Origin of the sequence: Micromonospora sp. NPDC047753, assembly GCF_040642735.1 — a bacterium.
In the GTDB taxonomy this organism is placed as follows: Bacteria; Actinomycetota; Actinomycetes; order Mycobacteriales; family Micromonosporaceae; genus Micromonospora.
The window spans coordinates 1-17215 of the sequence record NZ_JBEYSL010000086.1 but is presented as its reverse complement, the minus strand read 5'-3'; the positions used below and the strand labels follow the sequence as shown (position 1 = coordinate 17215).

Sequence of the window (17215 nt, the reverse complement as noted above, 5' to 3'; positions counted from 1 at the left end):
CATCGAGCACCCTCCACAGGGGACAGTGCACCGGTCAGGAGGGTGGAGGGCCGGGTGGGATGAAGGGCAGGTCGGCGGGTGGGCCGGCTTCGATGCGTCGCCACCTGCGCCGACCGGTTGTTGAAGGCGGACGACCCCCTGGTGGTCGACCTCGGCTACGGCGCCACCCCGGTGACCGCTGTGGAGTTGCGCGCTCGACTGGCGGCCGGGGTCCGCCCGGACGTACGGCTGGTCGGGTTGGAGATCGACGCGGCCCGGGTGGCGGCCGCGGCGCCGGCCGCCGACCCACCCGGGCTGACATTCGCCCGGGGTGGGTTCGAGTTGGCCGGGCTCCGGCCGGTGCTGGTCCGCGCGTTCAACGTGCTGCGACAGTACGACGAGAGCGAGGTCGCCGAAGCCTGGCAGACGATGACCGCCGCGCTCGCTCCCGGCGGAGCGCTCGTCGAGGGCACGTGTGACGAGCTGGGGCGGCTCGCCAGTTGGCTGCTGATCGACGCCGACGGCCCGCGGACGCTGACCCTGGCCGCGAAGCTCACCACGCTGGGCAGCCCTGCCGAACTGGCCGAGCGGCTACCCAAGGCGCTGATCCACCGCAACGTTCCCGGTGAGCCGGTGCACGCGCTGATCCGCGCCCTGGACGACGCCTGGCAGGCCGCCGCCCCGTACGCCACCTTCGGCCCCCGCCAACGTTGGCTGCACGCGGTGACCCGCCTCCGCGAAACCGGCTGGCCCATCCTCGACAACCCCACCCGCTGGCGCCAAGGCGAACTAACCCTCCCCTGGCCCCTCCCCTAACCGCCCCCGCCTCGCCTCACTCCGCCCTGCCCAGCCTCGCCTCACTCCGCCCTGCCCCACCCCCGCCCTCCACCTGTCGATCATGGAGTTGTGGTGGGCACTTTAACCCCCTAGAAGGCAATTGTCCCCCACCACAACTCCATGATCGACGCGGTCGGGCGGGCGGGGCTGTCGCTGCGGCACAGGGCACCCGCACGCCACACGCCACACGCCACACGCACACGCCACACGCCACACGCCACACGCCGATCTTGCGCTTTCGGTCGACGATTCGTTCCCTTAGATCCCCTATGTCCCAGCAGAAACTGCAAGATCGCCGGGGCGGGGCGGGGCCCGGGCGGGCGGGGCTGGGCGGGCCGGGCTGGGACCGGGCGGGGGCGGGCTGGGACCGGGCGGGGGCGGGCTGGGACCGGGCGGGGCCGGAACGAGGCCCGGGCGGGCGGCGGGCCCGGGCGACCGGGGGCGGGGCCGGGGGCGGGGCCGGGGGCCGGGGTGGCGGGAGACGCGCGGGGTGAGGTGAGGTGCGGTGAGGCCGGGGCGGGGCAGGGCGAGGCCGGGGTACGGCCGTGGCACGCCGGGGTTGGTGGGGTGGGTTAGAGGGTGCAGTTGATGAGGACTGGTTCGGGGTGCAGGGTTACGCCGAAGCGGGCGTGGACCTGGTCGCGGATGGTGCGGGCCAGGGTGAGCAGGTCGCTGGTGTGGGCGGTGCCGCTGCGGTTGGTCAACGCCAGGGTGTGCTTGCTGGAGATGGCCACTCCACCCTCGCCGGGATGGCCCTTGGTGAAGCCGGCCTTGTCGATCAGCCAGGCGGCGCTCACCTTGACCAGGCCGTCCGCCCCGGGCCAGGCGGGCGGGTCGCCCAGCTCGGTGGAGCGTTCCAGGAGCTGTTCGTACGTCGCGCGGTCGAGCACCGGGTTGGTGAAGAAGGAGCCGACCGAGCGAGTGTCCGGGTCGTTGGCGTCGAGCACCATTCCCTTGCCCGCCCGCAGCCGCAGCACCACCGTCCGGGCGTCGGCCAGCGGCACCTGCTCGCCCACCTCGACACCGAGGGCTCGGGCCAGCTCGGCGTAGCGCACCGGCCCGGAGAGCGGAGACCTGGTGAGTCGGAAGTCGACCGAGAGCACCACCCACCGGTCCACGTACTTGAAGATGCTGCCCCGGTAGGCGAAGCCGCACTGGGCTGCGGGGATGACCTGGCGGGTGCCCTCGACGCGGTCGTACACCTCGACGCCGGTGATGGTTTCGGCGACCTCCTGGCCGTACGCGCCGACGTTCTGGATCGGGGTGGCACCGGTCGAGCCGGGGATGCCGGACAGGCACTCCAGCCCGGCCCAGCCGTTGGCGACAGTGGCGGCGACGAGGTCGTCCCACGGCTCGCCGGCGTCGACTCGTACGGTGACCGAGGTGGCGTCCTCGGCGATGACCCGCATGCCACGGGAGCGCACCAGCACGACGGTGCCGGGGAAGCCGGCGTCGCCGATCACCACGTTGCTGCCCCCGGCCAGGATCAGGACCGGCTCCGTCGCGGCGCGTACCGCGTGGACGAGCTCGTCGGCGCTGCCGGCGGCCACGATCCGCTTGGCGGGTCCACCCGTTCGCAGGGTGGTGTAGCCGGCGAGTGGACCGGGGATGGCACGATCGGCGTCGGTTGTCGGCTGGGCGGAGGCGTCTGGCACGCCCTTCACCTTAGGCTGACAAGTAGCCGTGGCACCCACTGGTCGCCCGGCACCCCCGGGAGGATGGCGATGAGCAGACTGCAGGGCAGCAAGGATTTCTGGATCGGGGCGCTCCGGACGGAGGGTCCGGCTTTCGCGGCAGCGGTGGCCGAGGCGCCGCCGGAGACACCGGTGCTGTCCTGTCCGGGCTGGACGGTCAACGACCTCACACTGCACCTGGCCGGCTTCTACCACTGGGTGTCGTCGTTCGCTGGTTCCGGCCAGACCAGCCAACCGCCTCGGTGGGAGAAGGTCGAGGTCGACCCGGGCGTGAACGCGCTTCAGCTGTGGCAGCAGGGTTACGACCGGGTGATGACCCTCTTCGACGGGCTCGACCCCGAGGCGCCGGCGTGGAACTGGGCCCCGCAGCCGAAGAAGGCCGGTTTCTGGCCGCGACGGACGGCGCACGAGACGGCTGTGCACCGCTGGGATGCCCAGCTCGCCATCGGCGCCGGCGACCCGGTGGAGGCGAAGCTAGCGGCCGACGGGGTGAGTGAGGTGCTGGACACCTGGTTGCCGGCGGGCCGGCGGCAGGTGCCGGGTGACTGGCACGGGGTGGTGCAGCTCCGCGCGACCGATGCGGACCAGGAGTGGTATCTGCGGTTGCGCGGCGAGGGGGTGGCGCTGCTCGACACCGCGACCATCTTCGACCACGACGATCATCATGCCCGCGCCCAGGTCAGCGGCACCGCGAGCGATCTGTTGCTGGCGCTCTGGGGGCGGGTGAGCTTCGAGACGCTGGACGTCGTCGGTGACCGCAGGCTGTTGGACGGTCTGCGCACCGGCTGAGCGACCCACCACGAGCGAGGGCGTCACCCCATTGGGGGTGGCGCCCTTCGTCGATGTCGGGGGTTGCCTCGTCTGCCGGACGCCGCACCGACGGTGAGCGTTCATCACGGGACCACAACGCTGAGAGAGCGCTCTCTTGACAGTGGGTTGGCGACCCACCACAGTGTCGTGAGAGCGCTCTCTTAGCCATCTGCCACCACCCGCCCGCCTTGAGAGAGGTCGATAACCCATGGCTGTCTTCCCGCGCCGCCGCCTCGCTGCGGTGGCCCTCGCCGCCGCCACCGCCCTGCTCGTCACCGCTGGCTGCGGCGGCAGCGACGAGCCGGGCGACGGATCAGTCACCCTGACCGTCGACGTCTTCGGCCAGTTCGGCTACGAGCAGCTCTACCAGGAGTACATGGCCGCGAACCCCGGCGTGAAGATCGTCGAGCGTGGCACCGGCACCAACCTCGACGAGTACTCGCCGAAGCTGACCCAGTGGCTCGCCGCCGGACGCGGCGCCGGCGACGTGGTGGCCATCGAGGAGGGCCTGCTTGTCGAGTACAAGGCCAACCCCGGCAACTTCGTCAACCTGCTGGACCACGGCGCCGCCGACCTCAAGGGCAACTTCCTCGAGTGGAAGTGGAACGCCGGCCTGACCGCCGACGGCAAGCAGCTCATCGGCCTCGGCACCGACGTCGGCGGCATCGCCATGTGCTACCGCAAGGACCTCTTCGAAAAGGCCGGCCTGCCCACCGAGCGGGACGAGGTGTCGAAGCTCTGGCCCACCTGGCAGGACTACATCGCCACCGGCGAGAAGTTCGTCGCCGCCAAGACCGGGGCGTCCTTCCTCGACGCGGCCACCAACACCTTCAACACCATCCTGCTCCAGACCGCCGGCAACACCTCCGGCTACAGCTACTACGACACCAGCGAGAAGCTGGTCGTCGACAGCAACCCGGCCGTGCGACAGGCCTACGACACCACAATGGACATCATCGACTCGGGCCTCTCCGGAAAGTACGGCTCCTGGTCGGAGGAGTGGGTTTCCGCCTTCAAGCAGTCGAAGTTCGCCACCATCGCCTGCCCCGCCTGGATGACCGGTGTCATCGAGCAGAACTCCGGACCGAGCGCCCAGGGCAAGTGGGACATCGCCCAGGTGCCCGGCAACGGCGGCAACTGGGGTGGGTCGCACCTCGCCGTGCCGAAGCAGAGCAAGCACCAGGCCGAGGCGATCGCGCTGGCCAAGTTCCTGACCAGCGCCAAGGGTCAGATCGGGGCGTTCAAGGCCAAGGGCCCGCTGCCGTCGTCGCCGCAGGCGCTCGACGACCCGGCGATCGCCCAGTCGACGAACGCGTACTTCTCCGGGGCACCCGTCGGCTCGATCTTCGGCACCGGCGCGAAGAGCCTCAAGCCGGTCTACATGGGCCCGAAGAACCAGGCCGTCCGTACCGAGGTGGAGAACGCCGTACGGACCGTGGAGCTGGGCCAGCGTAACCCCGGCCAGGGCTGGACGGACGCGGTGAACAACGCCAAGAAGGCCGCCGCCAAGTAGCCCGAGCGAGCGTGCGGGCGGGCCTCGGCAGCCGGGGTCCCGCCCGCGCGACGGAAAGGAGTTCTCGGGCATGACCGTCCAGCTCGACGCCCGTCCGCCGGCCGCACCGGCAACCGGCAACCACCGCCAATCCTCGGGTCGGCTCAGCCGGTTCGACACCCGCTTCTCGCCGTACCTCTACATCGCCCCGTTCTTCCTGATCTTCGGCGTCTTCGGGGCGTACCCGCTGGCGTACACCTTCTGGGTCTCGCTGCACGACTGGGACCTGCTCGGAGTCGACCACCCCTTTGTCGGGGCGGAGAACTACACCCGGCTGCTGGCCGACGCCGACTTCTGGCACGCGCTGGTCAACACGCTGGGGATCTTCGTGATCTCGACCGTCCCGCAACTGCTCGCCGCGCTCTGGCTGGCCAACCTGCTCAACCGCGGCCTGCGGGCGCGTACCGGTTGGCGGATGGCGGTGCTCGTCCCCAACGTCACGTCCACGGCCGCGGTGGCGATCGTCTTCGGGGTGCTCTTCGGCCGCGAGTTCGGCATGATCAACTGGATGCTCGACCTGGTCGGGCTGGACGCGATCGAGTGGAAGTCCAACCGGCTGGCGTCCTGGGTGGCCATCTCCGCCATGGTCGACTGGCGGTGGACCGGCTACAACGCGCTGATCCTGCTGGCCGCGATGCAGGCGATCCCCCGCGACCTGTACGAGGCGGCGGCGATCGACGGCGCGAGCCGGGCCCGACAGTTCTGGTCGGTCACCGTGCCGCTGCTCAAACCGACGATCATCTTCTGCACCATCATCGCCACCATCGGCGGTCTGCAACTCTTCACCGAGCCCCGGATGTTCAACTCCGGCACCAACCCGATCCGCGGCGGGCCGCTGCGCGAGTCGCAGACGCTGACCATGTACATGTTCGAGAACGCCTTCGCCCCGCACTACAACTTCGGGTACGGCTCGGCAGTGGCCTGGCTGCTCTTCGCGCTCATCGCGATCGTCGCGGCGGTCAACGTACTCATCCTGCGTCGCCTCGGTGGCGGGGACCGATCGCAGAAGGGATCGGCGTGATGAGCCGACTCTGGCGGGCCAGCCCGCTCACCTACCTCGCCCTGGTCGTCGCCGCCGGCCTGTCGGTCTTTCCGATCTGGTGGATGTTCGTCGTCGCCAGCCGCAGCAACGACGCGATGGGCCAACTGCCACCCCCGGTCACCCCCGGCGGCAACCTGGGCGCGAACATCGCCCGCCTGTTCGACAACACCGACGCGTACTTTTTGACCGGCCTGATCAACTCGGCGATCGTGGCGATCACGGTGACCGTCTCCGTGGTGTTCTTCTCCAGCCTGGCCGGGTTCGCCTTCGCCAAGCTCAGGTTCCGCGGCCGCAACGCCATGCTGCTGGTGATCATCGCGACCATGATGGTGCCGACGCAGCTCGGCGTGATCCCGCTCTACCTGCTCATGACCAAACTGCACTGGAACGATCGACTGCCGGCGGTCATCGTCCCGGTGCTGGTCACCGGGTTCGGGGTGTTCATGATGAGGCAGTACGCCGGCCAGGCCATCAGCGACGAACTGATCGAGGCCGCCCGGATGGACGGCTGCGGCACCGCCCGGATCTGGTGGCACGTCGTGCTGCCCGCCCTGCGTCCCGCCGCCGCCGTCCTCGGCCTGCTCACCTTCATGACCACCTGGAACGACTTCCTCTGGCCGTACGCTGTACTGAACGACCCGACGAATCCAACTGTGCAACTGTCCCTACGCGCACTGTCGGACGGGTATTACCAGGACATGTCGCAGGTGTTCACCGGAACGGCCATCGCGACGCTGCCCCTGCTACTGGTCTTCGTGTTGTTCGGCCGGCAGATCATCGGCGGAATCATGGAAGGTGCGGTCAAGGCGTGAACGAGCGGAGCGACTCAACCAACCGGCCCGGCAACGAGATCCGGTTTCCCGAACACTTCCTCTGGGGGACGGCCACCGCCGCGTACCAGATCGAGGGTGCGGCCCGCGACGACGGTCGCGGTCCGTCCATCTGGGACACCTTCAGCCGTACGCCGGGCAAGGTGTACCAGGGTCACACCGGCGACGTCGCCTGCGACCACTACCACCGGTACGCCGACGACGTGGCGCTGATGGCCGAGCTGGGCCTGCGGGCGTACCGGTTCTCGGTGGCCTGGCCGCGGATACAGCCCGACGGCACCGGCCCCGCCAACCCCCGTGGACTGGACTTCTACGACCGACTCACCGACACGCTGCTGGACCGGGGAATCGACCCGATCGTCACCCTCTACCACTGGGACCTGCCGCAGGCCCTGGGCGACCGGGGTGGCTGGACCAACCGGGACACCGCCGAACACTTCGCCACCTACGCCACAGCGGTGTACGCCCGCCTCGGCGACCGGATCGACGTGTGGACCACGCTCAACGAGCCGTGGTGCTCGGCCTACCTCGGTTACGCCAACGGCCTGCACGCTCCCGGCGAGCAGGATCCGGCGGCGGCCTTCACCGCCGTACACCATCTGCTGTTGGGGCACGGCCTGGCGGCGCGGGCGTTGCGGGCGGCCGGCGCGCGCAGCGTGGGCGTCACCGTCAACCCGGCCGACGTACGCCCGGCAGACCCGCAGAGCGCGGCCGACGCCGCAGCGGTCCGCCTGGTCGACGGCCTGCACAACCGGATCTTCCTCGACCCGCTGTTGGCCGGCGGCTACCCGGACGACGTCCGCGAGCACGTGGCCCGGATCGTCGAGCCGACGTTCATCCGCGACGGCGACGAGAAGGTGATCGCCGCCCCGATCGACCTGCTCGGCATCAACTACTACGCCCCGACCTACGTGGCCGGGCGGCCCGACGGCGGCGGCAACGGCGCGTACCCGGGCACCGAGGGCGCTGTGCACTTCCTGCCACCGGCGGGGCCGCTCACCGACATGGGGTGGATGATCGAGCCGGCCGGGCTCACCCGGCTGCTGGAGCGGATCGCCGCCGACTACCCCGGTGTGCCGCTGCTGATCACCGAGAACGGTGCGGCGTTCCCCGACAAGCCCGGCGCCGACTCGCCCGACGGCCCGGCGCAGGTGATCGACGCCGATCGCATCGCCTACCTCGACGGGCACCTCCGCGCAGCGCATGAGGCGATCTCCCGGGGCGTGGACCTGCGCGGTTATCTCGTATGGTCATTCCTGGACAACTTCGAGTGGGCGGAGGGTTACCGCAAGCGGTTCGGGATCGTGCACGTCGACTACCTGACCCAGCGGCGCACACCGAAGGCCAGCGCCCGGTGGTACCAGGAGGTGATCTCCCGGAACGGGCTGTGACGAGCGGGGGGAAAGCGCGATGACGACGGCGCAGCGGCCGACGCTCGAAGCGGTGGCAGCGCGGGCCGGAGTGTCCCGTGCCACCGTTTCCCGGGTGGTCAACGGCTCCACCACCGTCGCCGAACCGATCCGCGAGGCGGTCACCCGGGCGGTCGCCGAGTTGGGGTACGTCCCCAACCTGGCGGCCCGCAGCCTGGTCACCCAGCGCACCGACTCGATCGCCCTGGTCATGCCGGAGGCGGCCACCCGGGTCTTCTCCGACGACCAGGTCTTCCCCGGCATCATCCGGGGCGTCAGCCAGGAACTGGAGGCGGCCGACAAGCAACTGGTGCTGATGCTCGCCGGCTCGCCGGCCGGGCACCACCGGGTCGAGCGGTACACCACCGGCCGGCACGTCGACGGCGTGCTCTTCGCGTCGCTGCACGGTGCCGACCCGCTGCCCGGCACGCTGGCCCGACTCGGCATCCCGGTGGTGGTCAGCGGCCGGCCGCTCGGCGACGTGCCCGTCCCGTACGTCGACGTCGACCACGTGGCCGGGGTGACCGCGGCCGTCCGGCACATGATCGACAGCGGTCGTCGACGGATCGCGACAATCGCCGGGCCACAGGACATGGTCGCCGGGATCGAACGGCTCAGCGGCTACCGCAGCACGGTCGCCGACGCGGGGCTGCCCGAGCTGATCGCCATCGGTGACTTCACCAGGGAATCCGGGTCGGCGGCGATGCGCCGCCTGCTCGCCGAGCACCCCGACCTCGACGGCGTCTTCGCCGCCTCCGACCTGATGGCGCACGCCGCCCTGCGGACGCTGCGCGAGGCGGGTCGGCGGGTGCCCGACGACGTGGCGGTGGTCGGCTTCGACGACATCGAGACAGCCGCCTACACCGAGCCGCCGCTGACCACCGTCCGGCAGCCGATCGTGGAGCTCGGCCGCCGGATGACCCGCCAACTGCTCCGGCTGGCCGCCGGGGAGACCATCGAGCAGGCGATCATGCTGCCCACCGAGCTGATCCGTCGCGCCTCCGCCTGACGGTTATTGCGTCGCTCCGTCGGCCGCGGGTCCGCGCCGGACCCGCCCTGCAAGATCCGCACAACTTCAGGGAAATAGTGGTCTCCGAGCGCCGGGAGGCCACTATTTCCCTGAAGTTGCCGCCTGCTGGTCGGTCGCCGGCTGCGGGAGCACGCGGTTAATGCGTCGTCCGGGCAGAAGATCTTGGCTAGCCTCGCCGACATGCCGGATCCTGTCGCACTGCTCAGCTGCTCCCACCAACTCGTCGAGGTCGAGGCCGTCGTCGCGGCCGTACGGATGGGGGCCTGACATGCGCATTCGTGTTGCGCAGCCGGACGACGCTCCGGGCGTGGTGGCGCTACGGACGATCGTCTACCCGTACCAGGTGCGCGGCGTCGAGTCGACCCGGAAGATGATCGCCGATCCGGTACCGGGCCGGGACTGGGTCGCCTTCGTGGCCGAGGTCGACGCCCAGGTCGTCGGTTGGGTGACGGCGCAACGCAACGCGTCGACCTCGACGGCGGACTTCGGTGACATCTCCCTCCTGCACGTGCACCCGGAGCACCGGCGGCGCGGCATCGGCACCGCGCTGCTGACGACCGCGACAGGTCACCTTGCCCCGCTGGGGGTCCGCCGGCTCCGCACCTTCGCTCAACCGGAGGCGCTGCCGTTCGCCCGCCGACACGGCTACGAGCCCAGTCGTGAGCTGCGCTTCTCGGCGCTCGAACTGAATCCGGCACCCGCGCTGCCGGAGCCGCCCCCGGGCGTACGACTGCTCCCGATCTCCGACCTCGACCCGCATCTGCTGTACGCGGCGGACGTGGCCTCGTCGCTGGACGAGCCGGGCGACGTGCCGGTCGACTCGATCAGCTACGAGAGCTGGCAGTACGACGTCTGGGACAACCTGGGTCTGGACAAGGAGTCCAGCACCGCTGTCGAAGTCGACGGGGAGGTGGCCGCCTTCAGCCTGGTGAAGCGGGACGGGGACCGGATGTGGTCGGACTTCACCGGCAGTCTCCCGGCGTACCGGGGGCGGGGCCTCGCCCGGCTCGCCAAGACGGCAGCGCTGCACCGGGCCGCCGCGAACGGCCTGCGCGTCGCGTACACCTCGAACGACGAGGCGAACGGGCCGATGCTCGCGATCAACACCCGGCTTGGCTACCGCCCGGTGGCATCCGAGTGGTCCTGCCTGACCGACCTGACCTGACCTGACGGCACACCCTGCGTCGATCTTGCACTTTCTGTCCCGACACAAGGGACATAGGCCCTCATGTCGACAACCGAAACTGCAAGATCGGCGGGGCAGGGCGGGGTGAGGGCGGGGCGGGGGTGGGGTGGGGTGGGGTGGGGTCAGGGTGTTTCGGAGATTCTGCGGGCGGTGGCGTAGGTATCCGGCCCGAACAGCACCAGGCGGGCCTCGGTGACGGTGGCGGGCGTGGCCGGGCGCAGCACCGTCAGGGCCTGGCGGACCGCGTCGTCGACCGGCCAGCCGTAGATGCCGGCGGAGATCAGCGGGAAGGCCACAACGGCCGCGCCCAGTCCGTCGGCCACCCGCAGGCTGTTGGCGTAGCAGTCGCGCAGCAGCGCCGAGCGGTCCTCCGTGCCGGACCAGACCGGTCCGACGGTGTGGATCACCCAGCGGGCCGGCAGCTCACCGGCCGTGGTCGCCACCGCCTGCCCGGTCGGCAGCCCTCTGCCGTAGTGGGACGCCCGCAGCGCCCGGCACTCCGCGAGGATCGCAGGGCCACCGCGCCGGTGGATGGCACCGTCGACCCCACCGCCACCGAGCAGGGACGAGTTCGCGGCGTTCACGACGGCGTCGACCCGCTGGGCGGTGATGTCGCCCTCGACCAGGGTGATCTCCACGTCAGTCCTTCTCGATGGACTGGCCGAGCGATCGGCGGGCCAGCAGGGTGGCGCCCGCGACCGCCGCCGGCATGATCAACACCGCGCCGAGCGGGATCAGGAAGCACAGGAAGACGGCCACTCCGAAGCCGAGCGCGGTGGGTCGGTCGGCCTTCAGGATCGTCCGGCGCTGCGGCAGCCGCATCCCCCGTCGGTAGAACGGTGCACCGACCAACTCCACGGCGAGGAACCACCCGCCCACGGCCGCCCCGATGACCGGGACGACGGTCTGGCCGACCACCGGGATGAAGCCGGCGACGAAGAGCGGGACGCCAACCAACGCCGTGAGCGCCAGCAGGCGTACCGAGTCGGCGAGGCTACGGCGCAGCGACGACCAGAAGGGCACGTCCACAGCGCCCGGCGTGCCGCCGTACCGCTGCTCGACCTGCTCGGAGATTTTCTCGTAGAACGGGTCGCCGATGACCAGGGTGACGGCGGTGAAGGTGAGCACGCCAAGCAGGCCGCCGACCCCCAGGAAGGCCAACCCGGCGATCACCCGGACCAGGCTGCGTCCGGTGTTCGACCAGTCGTCGGCGAACGGGGTGACCAGCGCGGCGAGATCGTCCACGAAGTACACCAGTGTGGCGAGCGCGGCCAGGAATAGCACGCCGGAGATCAACGCCGGCACGATGCCGAGCAGCATCAGCCCCGGGCTGCGGACGTAGAGGCCCAACCCACGCAGGAGCAGCCCCGCCCCGGCGAGGAAGCGTCCGACGACCCCGGTCACCGGGCTGGCGATTCTGCTGGCATCCACGATCGAGCAGCCTAACCAGCCGTGATCGGATCCGCCGGGCGGAGCGCTAGCAGCGAGCCGCCGCGTACACATCAACCGGTTGACGGACGGCAGCGATCCACCGGGGGCACCGAGGTTCGTCGCTGACCGGTCGATTCGCCGGCGGGCCACCCCGACCACCCTTGAGGGGTACGAAGTCAGCGGCGGCGAAAGGCGACACGATGCCGGTCATCGAGGTGACCCACCTGAAGAAGCGGTACGGCGACCTGGTGGCGGTGGACGACGTGTCGCTCGCCGTGGAGGCCGGGGAGATCTTCGGCGTCCTCGGCCCGAACGGCGCCGGCAAGACCACCACTGTGGAGTGCGTAGCCGGGCTGCGTGTCCCCGACGGGGGCGGGGTGTCGGTCCTCGGGCTCGACCCCCGCCGGGACGCGGCCCAGCTACGCCAGCGGGTCGGGGTGCAACTCCAGGAAAGCCAACTGCCGGACCGGTTGCGGGTGGCCGAGGCGCTGGAGCTGTACGCCTCGTTCTACCGCAACCCGGCCGACCCGGCCGAGCTGATCGACAAGCTGGGCCTCGGCGACAAGCGGAACACCGCGTACAAGAAGCTCTCCGGCGGCCAGAAGCAGCGGCTCTCCATCGCGCTGGCCCTGGTCGGCAACCCGGAGATCGCCATCCTCGACGAATTGACCACCGGGCTGGACCCGCAGGCCCGCCGGGACACCTGGGGCCTCATCGAACAGGTCCGCGACAGCGGGGTGACGATCGTGCTGGTCACCCACTTCATGGAGGAGGCCGAGCGGCTCTGCGACCGGGTCGCGGTGATCGACCGGGGTCGGGTGGTCGCCCTGGACAGCCCAGCGGGCCTGGTGTCGACGGTGGCTCCGGAGCAGCGGATCCGGTTCCGGCCCTCAGCTCCGGTCGACGACCGGCTCCTCACCGACCTGCCCGAGGTTTCCGCCGTGCAGCGAACCGGCAGCCAGGTGGTGGTGACCGGAACCGGCGAGCTGCTGCACGCCGTCACGTCGGTGCTCGCCCGTCACCAGATCGTCGCGGCAGACCTGCGGCTGGAGCAGTCCACCCTCGACGACGCCTTCGTCGAGCTGACCGGGCACCGGCCCGCCAACTGAGAGGAAGCACAATGCACGCCTTCCGCCAGATCCTGAAGGTCGAGGCGCGGCTCTACCTGCGGGACCTACCGACGCTGCTCACCATAGTCGGGCTGCCCACACTGATCCTGGTGGTGCTCGGGTTGATTCCCTCGCTCCGCGAGCCGGATCCGAACTTCGACGGGCAGAACTTCGTCAATTACTTCGCCCCGTCGCTGTTGGTGGTCACCCTGGCCATGGTGGGGGTGAACACGATGCCCATGGCGCTGGCCACCTACCGGGAACGCGGCGTGCTGCGTCGGCTGGCGACCACTCCGGCGCACCCGGGCGCTCTGCTCGCCGCCCAACTGGTGGTGGCCCTGGCCGCGATCCTGGCCAGCGCGTTGCTGCTCATCGTCGTCGGCCGGTTGGCGTTCGAGGTGCCGCTCCCCCGGCACCCGTTCGGCTTCACCCTGGCGTTCGTCCTCGGCACGGCGGCGCTGCTGGCGCTCGGCCTGCTGGTCGCCGCCGTGGCCAAAACCACGAAGGCGGCACAGGCCCTGGCCGTCCCACTGTTCCTGCTCACCATGTTCTTCGGCGGGGTCTACCTCCCCCGGTTCCTGCTCCCCGACGTCGTGGCGCGGATCGGCGACTACACGCCGCCCGGGGTGCAGGCGCTCCTCGACGCCTGGACCGGCACTCCGCCACAGCCGCTGCACCTGGGAATAATGGCGGTGATCGCCGTGGCGGCCGGTGCCGGCGCGGCGAGACTGTTCCGCTGGGAGTGAGCGGGGATGCGATGACACGCGACGGTGGGCACGACCGTCTGGCCAGCTGGCGAGAACGCGAGGCGGTCCTCTACCGCGTCTTCCCCTTCGGCGGGCTGACTCTGGGCACCCTGCTGGCCCTCGTCGCACCGGCACCTGACCAGCCCGGGGCGCTGCCCACCCTCGCCGTCGCCGTGGCGGCCGGAGGCTGGGTCGCCTGGTTCGTCATCCTGCACCCCGGCTGGCAGAGCCGGCGCAGACCGATGGCGGTCTACTACGCCGGGCTGCTCACGTTCGCCGCCGCGCTGGTGGCGGCCAGTCCGTGGTACGGCTTCTTCGCCTGGATCGGCTACATCCACGCCTTTCCGGTGCTGCCCGGGCGCTGGCGCGTCGCGGGCGTGGTCACCACGGCCACCCTGGTCGCCACGTCGCAGGGCGGTGGTCTGTCGGTGGTGGTGTCGCACCTGCCGCTGTGGCTGTTGCTGGTGCTGTTCAACCTGGTGGTGGCTGGCTCGGTGAGCTGGTTCGCGGTGATCGCCGAACAGGAGGACGCCAAACGCAAACGGTTGATGGCGGAACTCGGTGAGACCAACCGTCAGCTCACCGAGACGGTGAATGAGAACGCCGGGCTGCACGCCCAGCTGCTCACCCAGGCCCGGGAGGCCGGCGTGCTGGATGAGCGGCAACGAATGGCGCGGGAGATCCACGACACCCTGGCGCAGGGATTGACCGGCATCATCACTCAACTGGAGGCGGCCGAGCAGAGCCGCGACCGGTCTGCCGACTGGCGCCGGCACGTCGACAACGCGCTCGTCCTGGCTCGGGAGAGCCTCACCGAGGCCCGCCGCTCGGTGCAGGCGGTCCGCCCGGAACCGTTGGAAACGGCCCGGCTACCCGACGCCCTGGTCGAGCTGGGCGGGCGTTGGTCGGCCCTGAACGGGGTACGGGCCGACGTGGCCACCACGGGCACGCCCCGCCCGCTGCACCCGGAGGTGGAGGTGACCCTGCTGCGGGCCGCCCAGGAGGCGCTGTCCAACGTGGCCCGGCACGCCGCCGCGTCGCGGGTCGGGCTGACCCTGTCGTACATGGCGGACGTGGTCACGCTCGACGTCCGTGACGACGGGGCGGGCTTCGACGTCGCCGACCAGCCGGCGTCCCGTGAGCCGGGCGGCGGGTACGGGTTGACCGCCATGCGGCAACGGGTGGCAAGGGTCGGTGGCGAGTTGGCAGTCGAGTCCGAGCCGGGCAACGGCACCGCCATCTCGGCGTCCGTTCCCGCGCTACCTGGAGGTGCCGGTTGACCGCCCCGGTTCGGCTGTTGATCGTCGATGATCACCCGGTGGTGCGGGACGGCCTGCGGGGGATGTTCACCGGTGACCCCGATTTCGAGGTGGTGGGCGAGGCGGCGGACGGCTCGGAGGCGTTGGCCCTGGTCGCGTCGCTGCGGCCGGACGTGGTGCTGATGGATCTGCGGATGCCCGGGATGGACGGGGTGACCGCCATCCGCAGGCTGGCTCGCACCGGCAGCACCGCCCGGGTGCTGGTGCTCACCACCTACGACACGGACGCGGACGTGCTGCCGGCGATCGAGGCAGGGGCGACCGGTTACCTGCTCAAGGACACACCTCGGGAGGATCTGGTTCGGGCGGTCCGGGCCGCGGCCCGGGGCGAGTCGGTGCTGGCGCCGAGCGTCGCCGGCCGGCTGATGGGTCGGCTGCGCGCTCCCGCCGAGGAACCGCTCAGTCAACGGGAGCTTGAGGTGCTCACCCTGGTGGCCCGGGGCGCCTCCAACCGGGAGGCGGCGACCCGCCTGTTCATCAGCGAGGCCACCGTGAAGACGCACCTGCTGCACGTGTACGCCAAGCTCGGGGTCAACGACCGGGCTGCCGCGGTGGCCACCGCGTACGACCGGGGGTTGCTGACGCCCGGCGGGCGGTGAGCGGCACCGGGCAGGATGGGCGGATGCGCGCGTCCCGACTGATCTCGTTGCTGTTGCTGTTGCAGTCACGCGGGTCGATGACAGCGGGCGAGCTGGCACGGGAGCTGGAGATCTCCGAGCGGACCGTCTATCGGGACGTTCTGGCGCTCTCCGCAGCGGGGGTGCCGGTCTACGCCGACCGAGGGCGGGCCGGCGGCTACCGCCTGCTCGGCGGGTACCGCACCCGGCTGACCGGGCTGACCCGGGACGAGGCGGAGGCGCTCTTCCTCGCCGGGCTGCCCGGACCGGCCGGCGAGATGGGGCTCGCCGACGCCGTCGCGTCCGCCGAGCTGAAGGTGCTCGCCGCGCTGCCACCCGCCCTGCGCGACGCGCCGGCCCGGGCCGGGCAGCGGTTCCACCTGGACGTACCGGGCTGGTTCCGGCAGAGCACGCCACCGCCCTGGCTGCCCGAGCTGGCCCGGGCGGTCTGGGGCGACACTGTGGTGGAGCTGCGCTACCGACGCGGCGACCAGGAGGTGACCCGCCAGGTCCAGCCGTACGGCCTGGTGCTCAAGAGCGGGGTCTGGTATCTGGTCGGCCGCGTCGGCGACGATGTGCGCACCTACCGGGTGGACCGGGTCACCGGGGTCGAGGTGGGCGACGAACACTTCGACCGCGACGAGGGCTTCGACCTGGCCGGGCACTGGCGCGAGCAGGCCGGGTCGTTCCTGCGGACCATGCTGCGGGCCGAGGTCGCCGTCCGGCTGAGCCCCGCCGGCCTGCGCCAGCTCCGGCACCTGGTCAGTGCCCCCGACGTGTACGACGAACTGGTCGCCGCCGCTGGCCCGCCCGACGGGCAGGGCTGGGTGGTGACGCGGCTGCCCGTCGAGTCGGTCCCGGTGGCGTACCACCAACTGCTGGGCCTCGGCCCCGAGGTCGAGGTCATCGACCCGCCCGAGCTGCGGCGGTTGTTCGTGGAGAGCGCCGAACGGCTCGCCGCGCTCTACCGGTAGCCGGTCACGTCCGCCGGCTTGCCCGCGTCGACCACCTCGGTGATGTAGCGGAAACCCTCGGGTTGGCTGCCGTCGAGGTCGGTGAAGCCGTACACCTTGGACAGGCTGCCGGCGTCGACGGACCTGCCGTTCCAGCGGGCCTTCTCCTCGTCGGCGGCGAGCGCGGCCACCGCCCGGCCGACGAAGGCCGGGGTCTCCGAGATGAGGAAGTTCGGGTCGGTGGCGGCCCCGTCGCGCCAGTTGTCCTCGGTCACGCCGAAGTGCTCCAGCATCGCCTCGGAACGGATCCAGCCGGGGGTCAGTGCCACGGCCGTGCAGCCGTGCGGCTTCAGTTCGTGCGCCTGAGTGAAGGCGAGCCGGTTGACCGAGACCTTCGCCAGGTCGTAGAAGACCGACAGCCGGTAGTTCTCGTCGTTGTACGCCTTGGTGCCGTCGCCCATCTCCACCACCAGGCCACCGGGCTTGCGGATCAGCAGCGGCAGGGCGAAGTGGCTGGTGATGATGTGCGTGTCGACGGCCAGTCGCAGGGTACGGAAGCCTGCGTCGAGCGGTTGCTCCCAGACCGGCTTGTCCCAGGTGACCAGTGGGTCGCCGCCCCAGATGTCGTTCACCAGCACGTCGAGTTGGCGGTGCTCGGCGTCGATCCGGGC

General features: G+C 70.9%; 17 protein-coding genes. 13 read left to right on the top strand and 4 right to left on the bottom strand.

Annotated elements, in window-relative coordinates:
* Nucleotides 1-78 precede the first annotated feature (78 nt).
* Nucleotides 79-795, top strand: a complete 717-nt coding sequence (locus tag ABZ749_RS10535) for a class I SAM-dependent methyltransferase (protein WP_357225686.1) — start codon at nt 79-81, stop codon at nt 793-795.
* Nucleotides 796-1388: 593 nt separating this feature from the next.
* Here the strand turns inward: ABZ749_RS10535 and ABZ749_RS10530 are convergent.
* Complete coding sequence (locus ABZ749_RS10530) at nt 1389-2426, bottom strand: UDP-N-acetylmuramate dehydrogenase (protein ID WP_357225689.1); 1038 nt, start codon at nt 2424-2426, stop codon at nt 1389-1391.
* Nucleotides 2427-2540: 114 nt separating this feature from the next.
* Here ABZ749_RS10530 and ABZ749_RS10525 point away from each other — a divergent pair, with 114 nt between their 5' ends.
* From ABZ749_RS10525 to ABZ749_RS10495, 7 genes are all read left to right on the top strand, one after another.
* The gene (locus ABZ749_RS10525; protein ID WP_357225683.1) at nt 2541-3299 is read left to right on the top strand and encodes a maleylpyruvate isomerase family mycothiol-dependent enzyme; all 759 of its coding nucleotides are present in this window, start codon (nt 2541-2543) and stop codon (nt 3297-3299) included.
* A gap of 229 nt (nt 3300-3528) precedes the next feature.
* Complete coding sequence (locus tag ABZ749_RS10520; RefSeq protein WP_357225680.1) at nt 3529-4833, top strand: extracellular solute-binding protein; 1305 nt, start codon at nt 3529-3531, stop codon at nt 4831-4833.
* A 70-nt stretch (nt 4834-4903) separates the two neighbouring features.
* Nucleotides 4904-5893 carry a sugar ABC transporter permease gene (locus ABZ749_RS10515; RefSeq protein WP_357225675.1) on the top strand — a complete coding sequence of 330 codons (990 nt, stop codon included), beginning with the start codon at nt 4904-4906 and terminating at the stop codon, nt 5891-5893.
* Entirely contained in the window at nt 5893-6726 is an 834-nt protein-coding gene (locus tag ABZ749_RS10510; protein ID WP_357225671.1) for a carbohydrate ABC transporter permease, read from the top strand. The genes ABZ749_RS10515 and ABZ749_RS10510 overlap by 1 nt, the downstream gene beginning before the upstream one ends.
* Nucleotides 6723-8135: a GH1 family beta-glucosidase gene (locus ABZ749_RS10505; RefSeq protein WP_357225667.1), complete on the top strand. Its 1413-nt coding sequence runs from the start codon at nt 6723-6725 to the stop codon at nt 8133-8135. The genes ABZ749_RS10510 and ABZ749_RS10505 overlap by 4 nt, the downstream gene beginning before the upstream one ends.
* Nucleotides 8136-8154: 19 nt before the next feature.
* Nucleotides 8155-9162, top strand: a complete 1008-nt coding sequence (locus ABZ749_RS10500) for a LacI family DNA-binding transcriptional regulator (RefSeq protein ID WP_355578337.1) — start codon at nt 8155-8157, stop codon at nt 9160-9162.
* A gap of 289 nt (nt 9163-9451) precedes the next feature.
* Nucleotides 9452-10348, top strand: a complete 897-nt coding sequence (locus ABZ749_RS10495; RefSeq protein ID WP_357225660.1) for a GNAT family N-acetyltransferase — start codon at nt 9452-9454, stop codon at nt 10346-10348.
* A gap of 143 nt (nt 10349-10491) precedes the next feature.
* Here the strand turns inward: ABZ749_RS10495 and ABZ749_RS10490 are convergent, their stop codons facing one another.
* Complete coding sequence (locus tag ABZ749_RS10490) at nt 10492-11007, bottom strand: O-acetyl-ADP-ribose deacetylase (RefSeq protein WP_357225658.1); 516 nt, start codon at nt 11005-11007, stop codon at nt 10492-10494.
* Nucleotide 11008: 1 nt separating this feature from the next.
* Nucleotides 11009-11800: an EI24 domain-containing protein gene (locus ABZ749_RS10485; protein WP_357225655.1), complete on the bottom strand. Its 792-nt coding sequence runs from the start codon at nt 11798-11800 to the stop codon at nt 11009-11011.
* 200 nt (nt 11801-12000) lie between these two features.
* On the opposite strand from ABZ749_RS10485, the gene ABZ749_RS10480 reads away from it, so the two are divergent.
* Genes ABZ749_RS10480 through ABZ749_RS10460 form a run of 5 tightly spaced genes read left to right on the top strand, consistent with a single transcriptional unit; the run spans nt 12001 to nt 16565 of the window.
* The gene (locus ABZ749_RS10480) at nt 12001-12909 is read left to right on the top strand and encodes an ABC transporter ATP-binding protein (RefSeq protein WP_112584211.1); all 909 of its coding nucleotides are present in this window, start codon (nt 12001-12003) and stop codon (nt 12907-12909) included.
* Nucleotides 12910-12920: 11 nt separating this feature from the next.
* Nucleotides 12921-13655 (top strand): ABC transporter permease, encoded by a 735-nt coding sequence (locus ABZ749_RS10475; RefSeq protein ID WP_357225650.1) that lies wholly within the window; start codon nt 12921-12923, stop codon nt 13653-13655.
* Between the two features lie 11 nt (nt 13656-13666).
* Entirely contained in the window at nt 13667-14935 is a 1269-nt protein-coding gene (locus ABZ749_RS10470) for a sensor histidine kinase (RefSeq protein WP_357225646.1), read from the top strand.
* Nucleotides 14932-15573 (top strand): response regulator transcription factor, encoded by a 642-nt coding sequence (locus ABZ749_RS10465; protein ID WP_357225643.1) that lies wholly within the window; start codon nt 14932-14934, stop codon nt 15571-15573. Before ABZ749_RS10470 ends, ABZ749_RS10465 begins: the two co-directional genes overlap by 4 nt.
* 23 nt (nt 15574-15596) lie before the next feature.
* A complete protein-coding gene (locus tag ABZ749_RS10460; protein ID WP_357225640.1) occupies nt 15597-16565 on the top strand; it encodes a YafY family protein in 969 nt (322 codons plus the stop codon).
* On the opposite strand, the gene ABZ749_RS10455 is transcribed toward ABZ749_RS10460, so the two are convergent.
* On the bottom strand, nt 16556-17215 hold a 660-nt coding region (locus ABZ749_RS10455), incomplete at its 5' end, for an SDR family oxidoreductase (protein ID WP_357225637.1). The genes ABZ749_RS10460 and ABZ749_RS10455 overlap by 10 nt on opposite strands.

Coding starts and splice junctions, on each gene's coding strand:
- ABZ749_RS10470 (WP_357225646.1), top strand. CDS start 13,667: ATGACACGCGACGGTGGGCACGACCGTCTGGCCAGCTGGCGAGAACGC.
- ABZ749_RS10475 (WP_357225650.1), top strand. CDS start 12,921: ATGCACGCCTTCCGCCAGATCCTGAAGGTCGAGGCGCGGCTCTACCTG.
- ABZ749_RS10525 (WP_357225683.1), top strand. CDS start 2,541: ATGAGCAGACTGCAGGGCAGCAAGGATTTCTGGATCGGGGCGCTCCGG.
- ABZ749_RS10510 (WP_357225671.1), top strand. CDS start 5,893: ATGAGCCGACTCTGGCGGGCCAGCCCGCTCACCTACCTCGCCCTGGTC.
- ABZ749_RS10515 (WP_357225675.1), top strand. CDS start 4,904: ATGACCGTCCAGCTCGACGCCCGTCCGCCGGCCGCACCGGCAACCGGC.
- ABZ749_RS10495 (WP_357225660.1), top strand. CDS start 9,452: ATGCGCATTCGTGTTGCGCAGCCGGACGACGCTCCGGGCGTGGTGGCG.
- ABZ749_RS10460 (WP_357225640.1), top strand. CDS start 15,597: ATGCGCGCGTCCCGACTGATCTCGTTGCTGTTGCTGTTGCAGTCACGC.
- ABZ749_RS10520 (WP_357225680.1), top strand. CDS start 3,529: ATGGCTGTCTTCCCGCGCCGCCGCCTCGCTGCGGTGGCCCTCGCCGCC.
- ABZ749_RS10480 (WP_112584211.1), top strand. CDS start 12,001: ATGCCGGTCATCGAGGTGACCCACCTGAAGAAGCGGTACGGCGACCTG.
- ABZ749_RS10500 (WP_355578337.1), top strand. CDS start 8,155: ATGACGACGGCGCAGCGGCCGACGCTCGAAGCGGTGGCAGCGCGGGCC.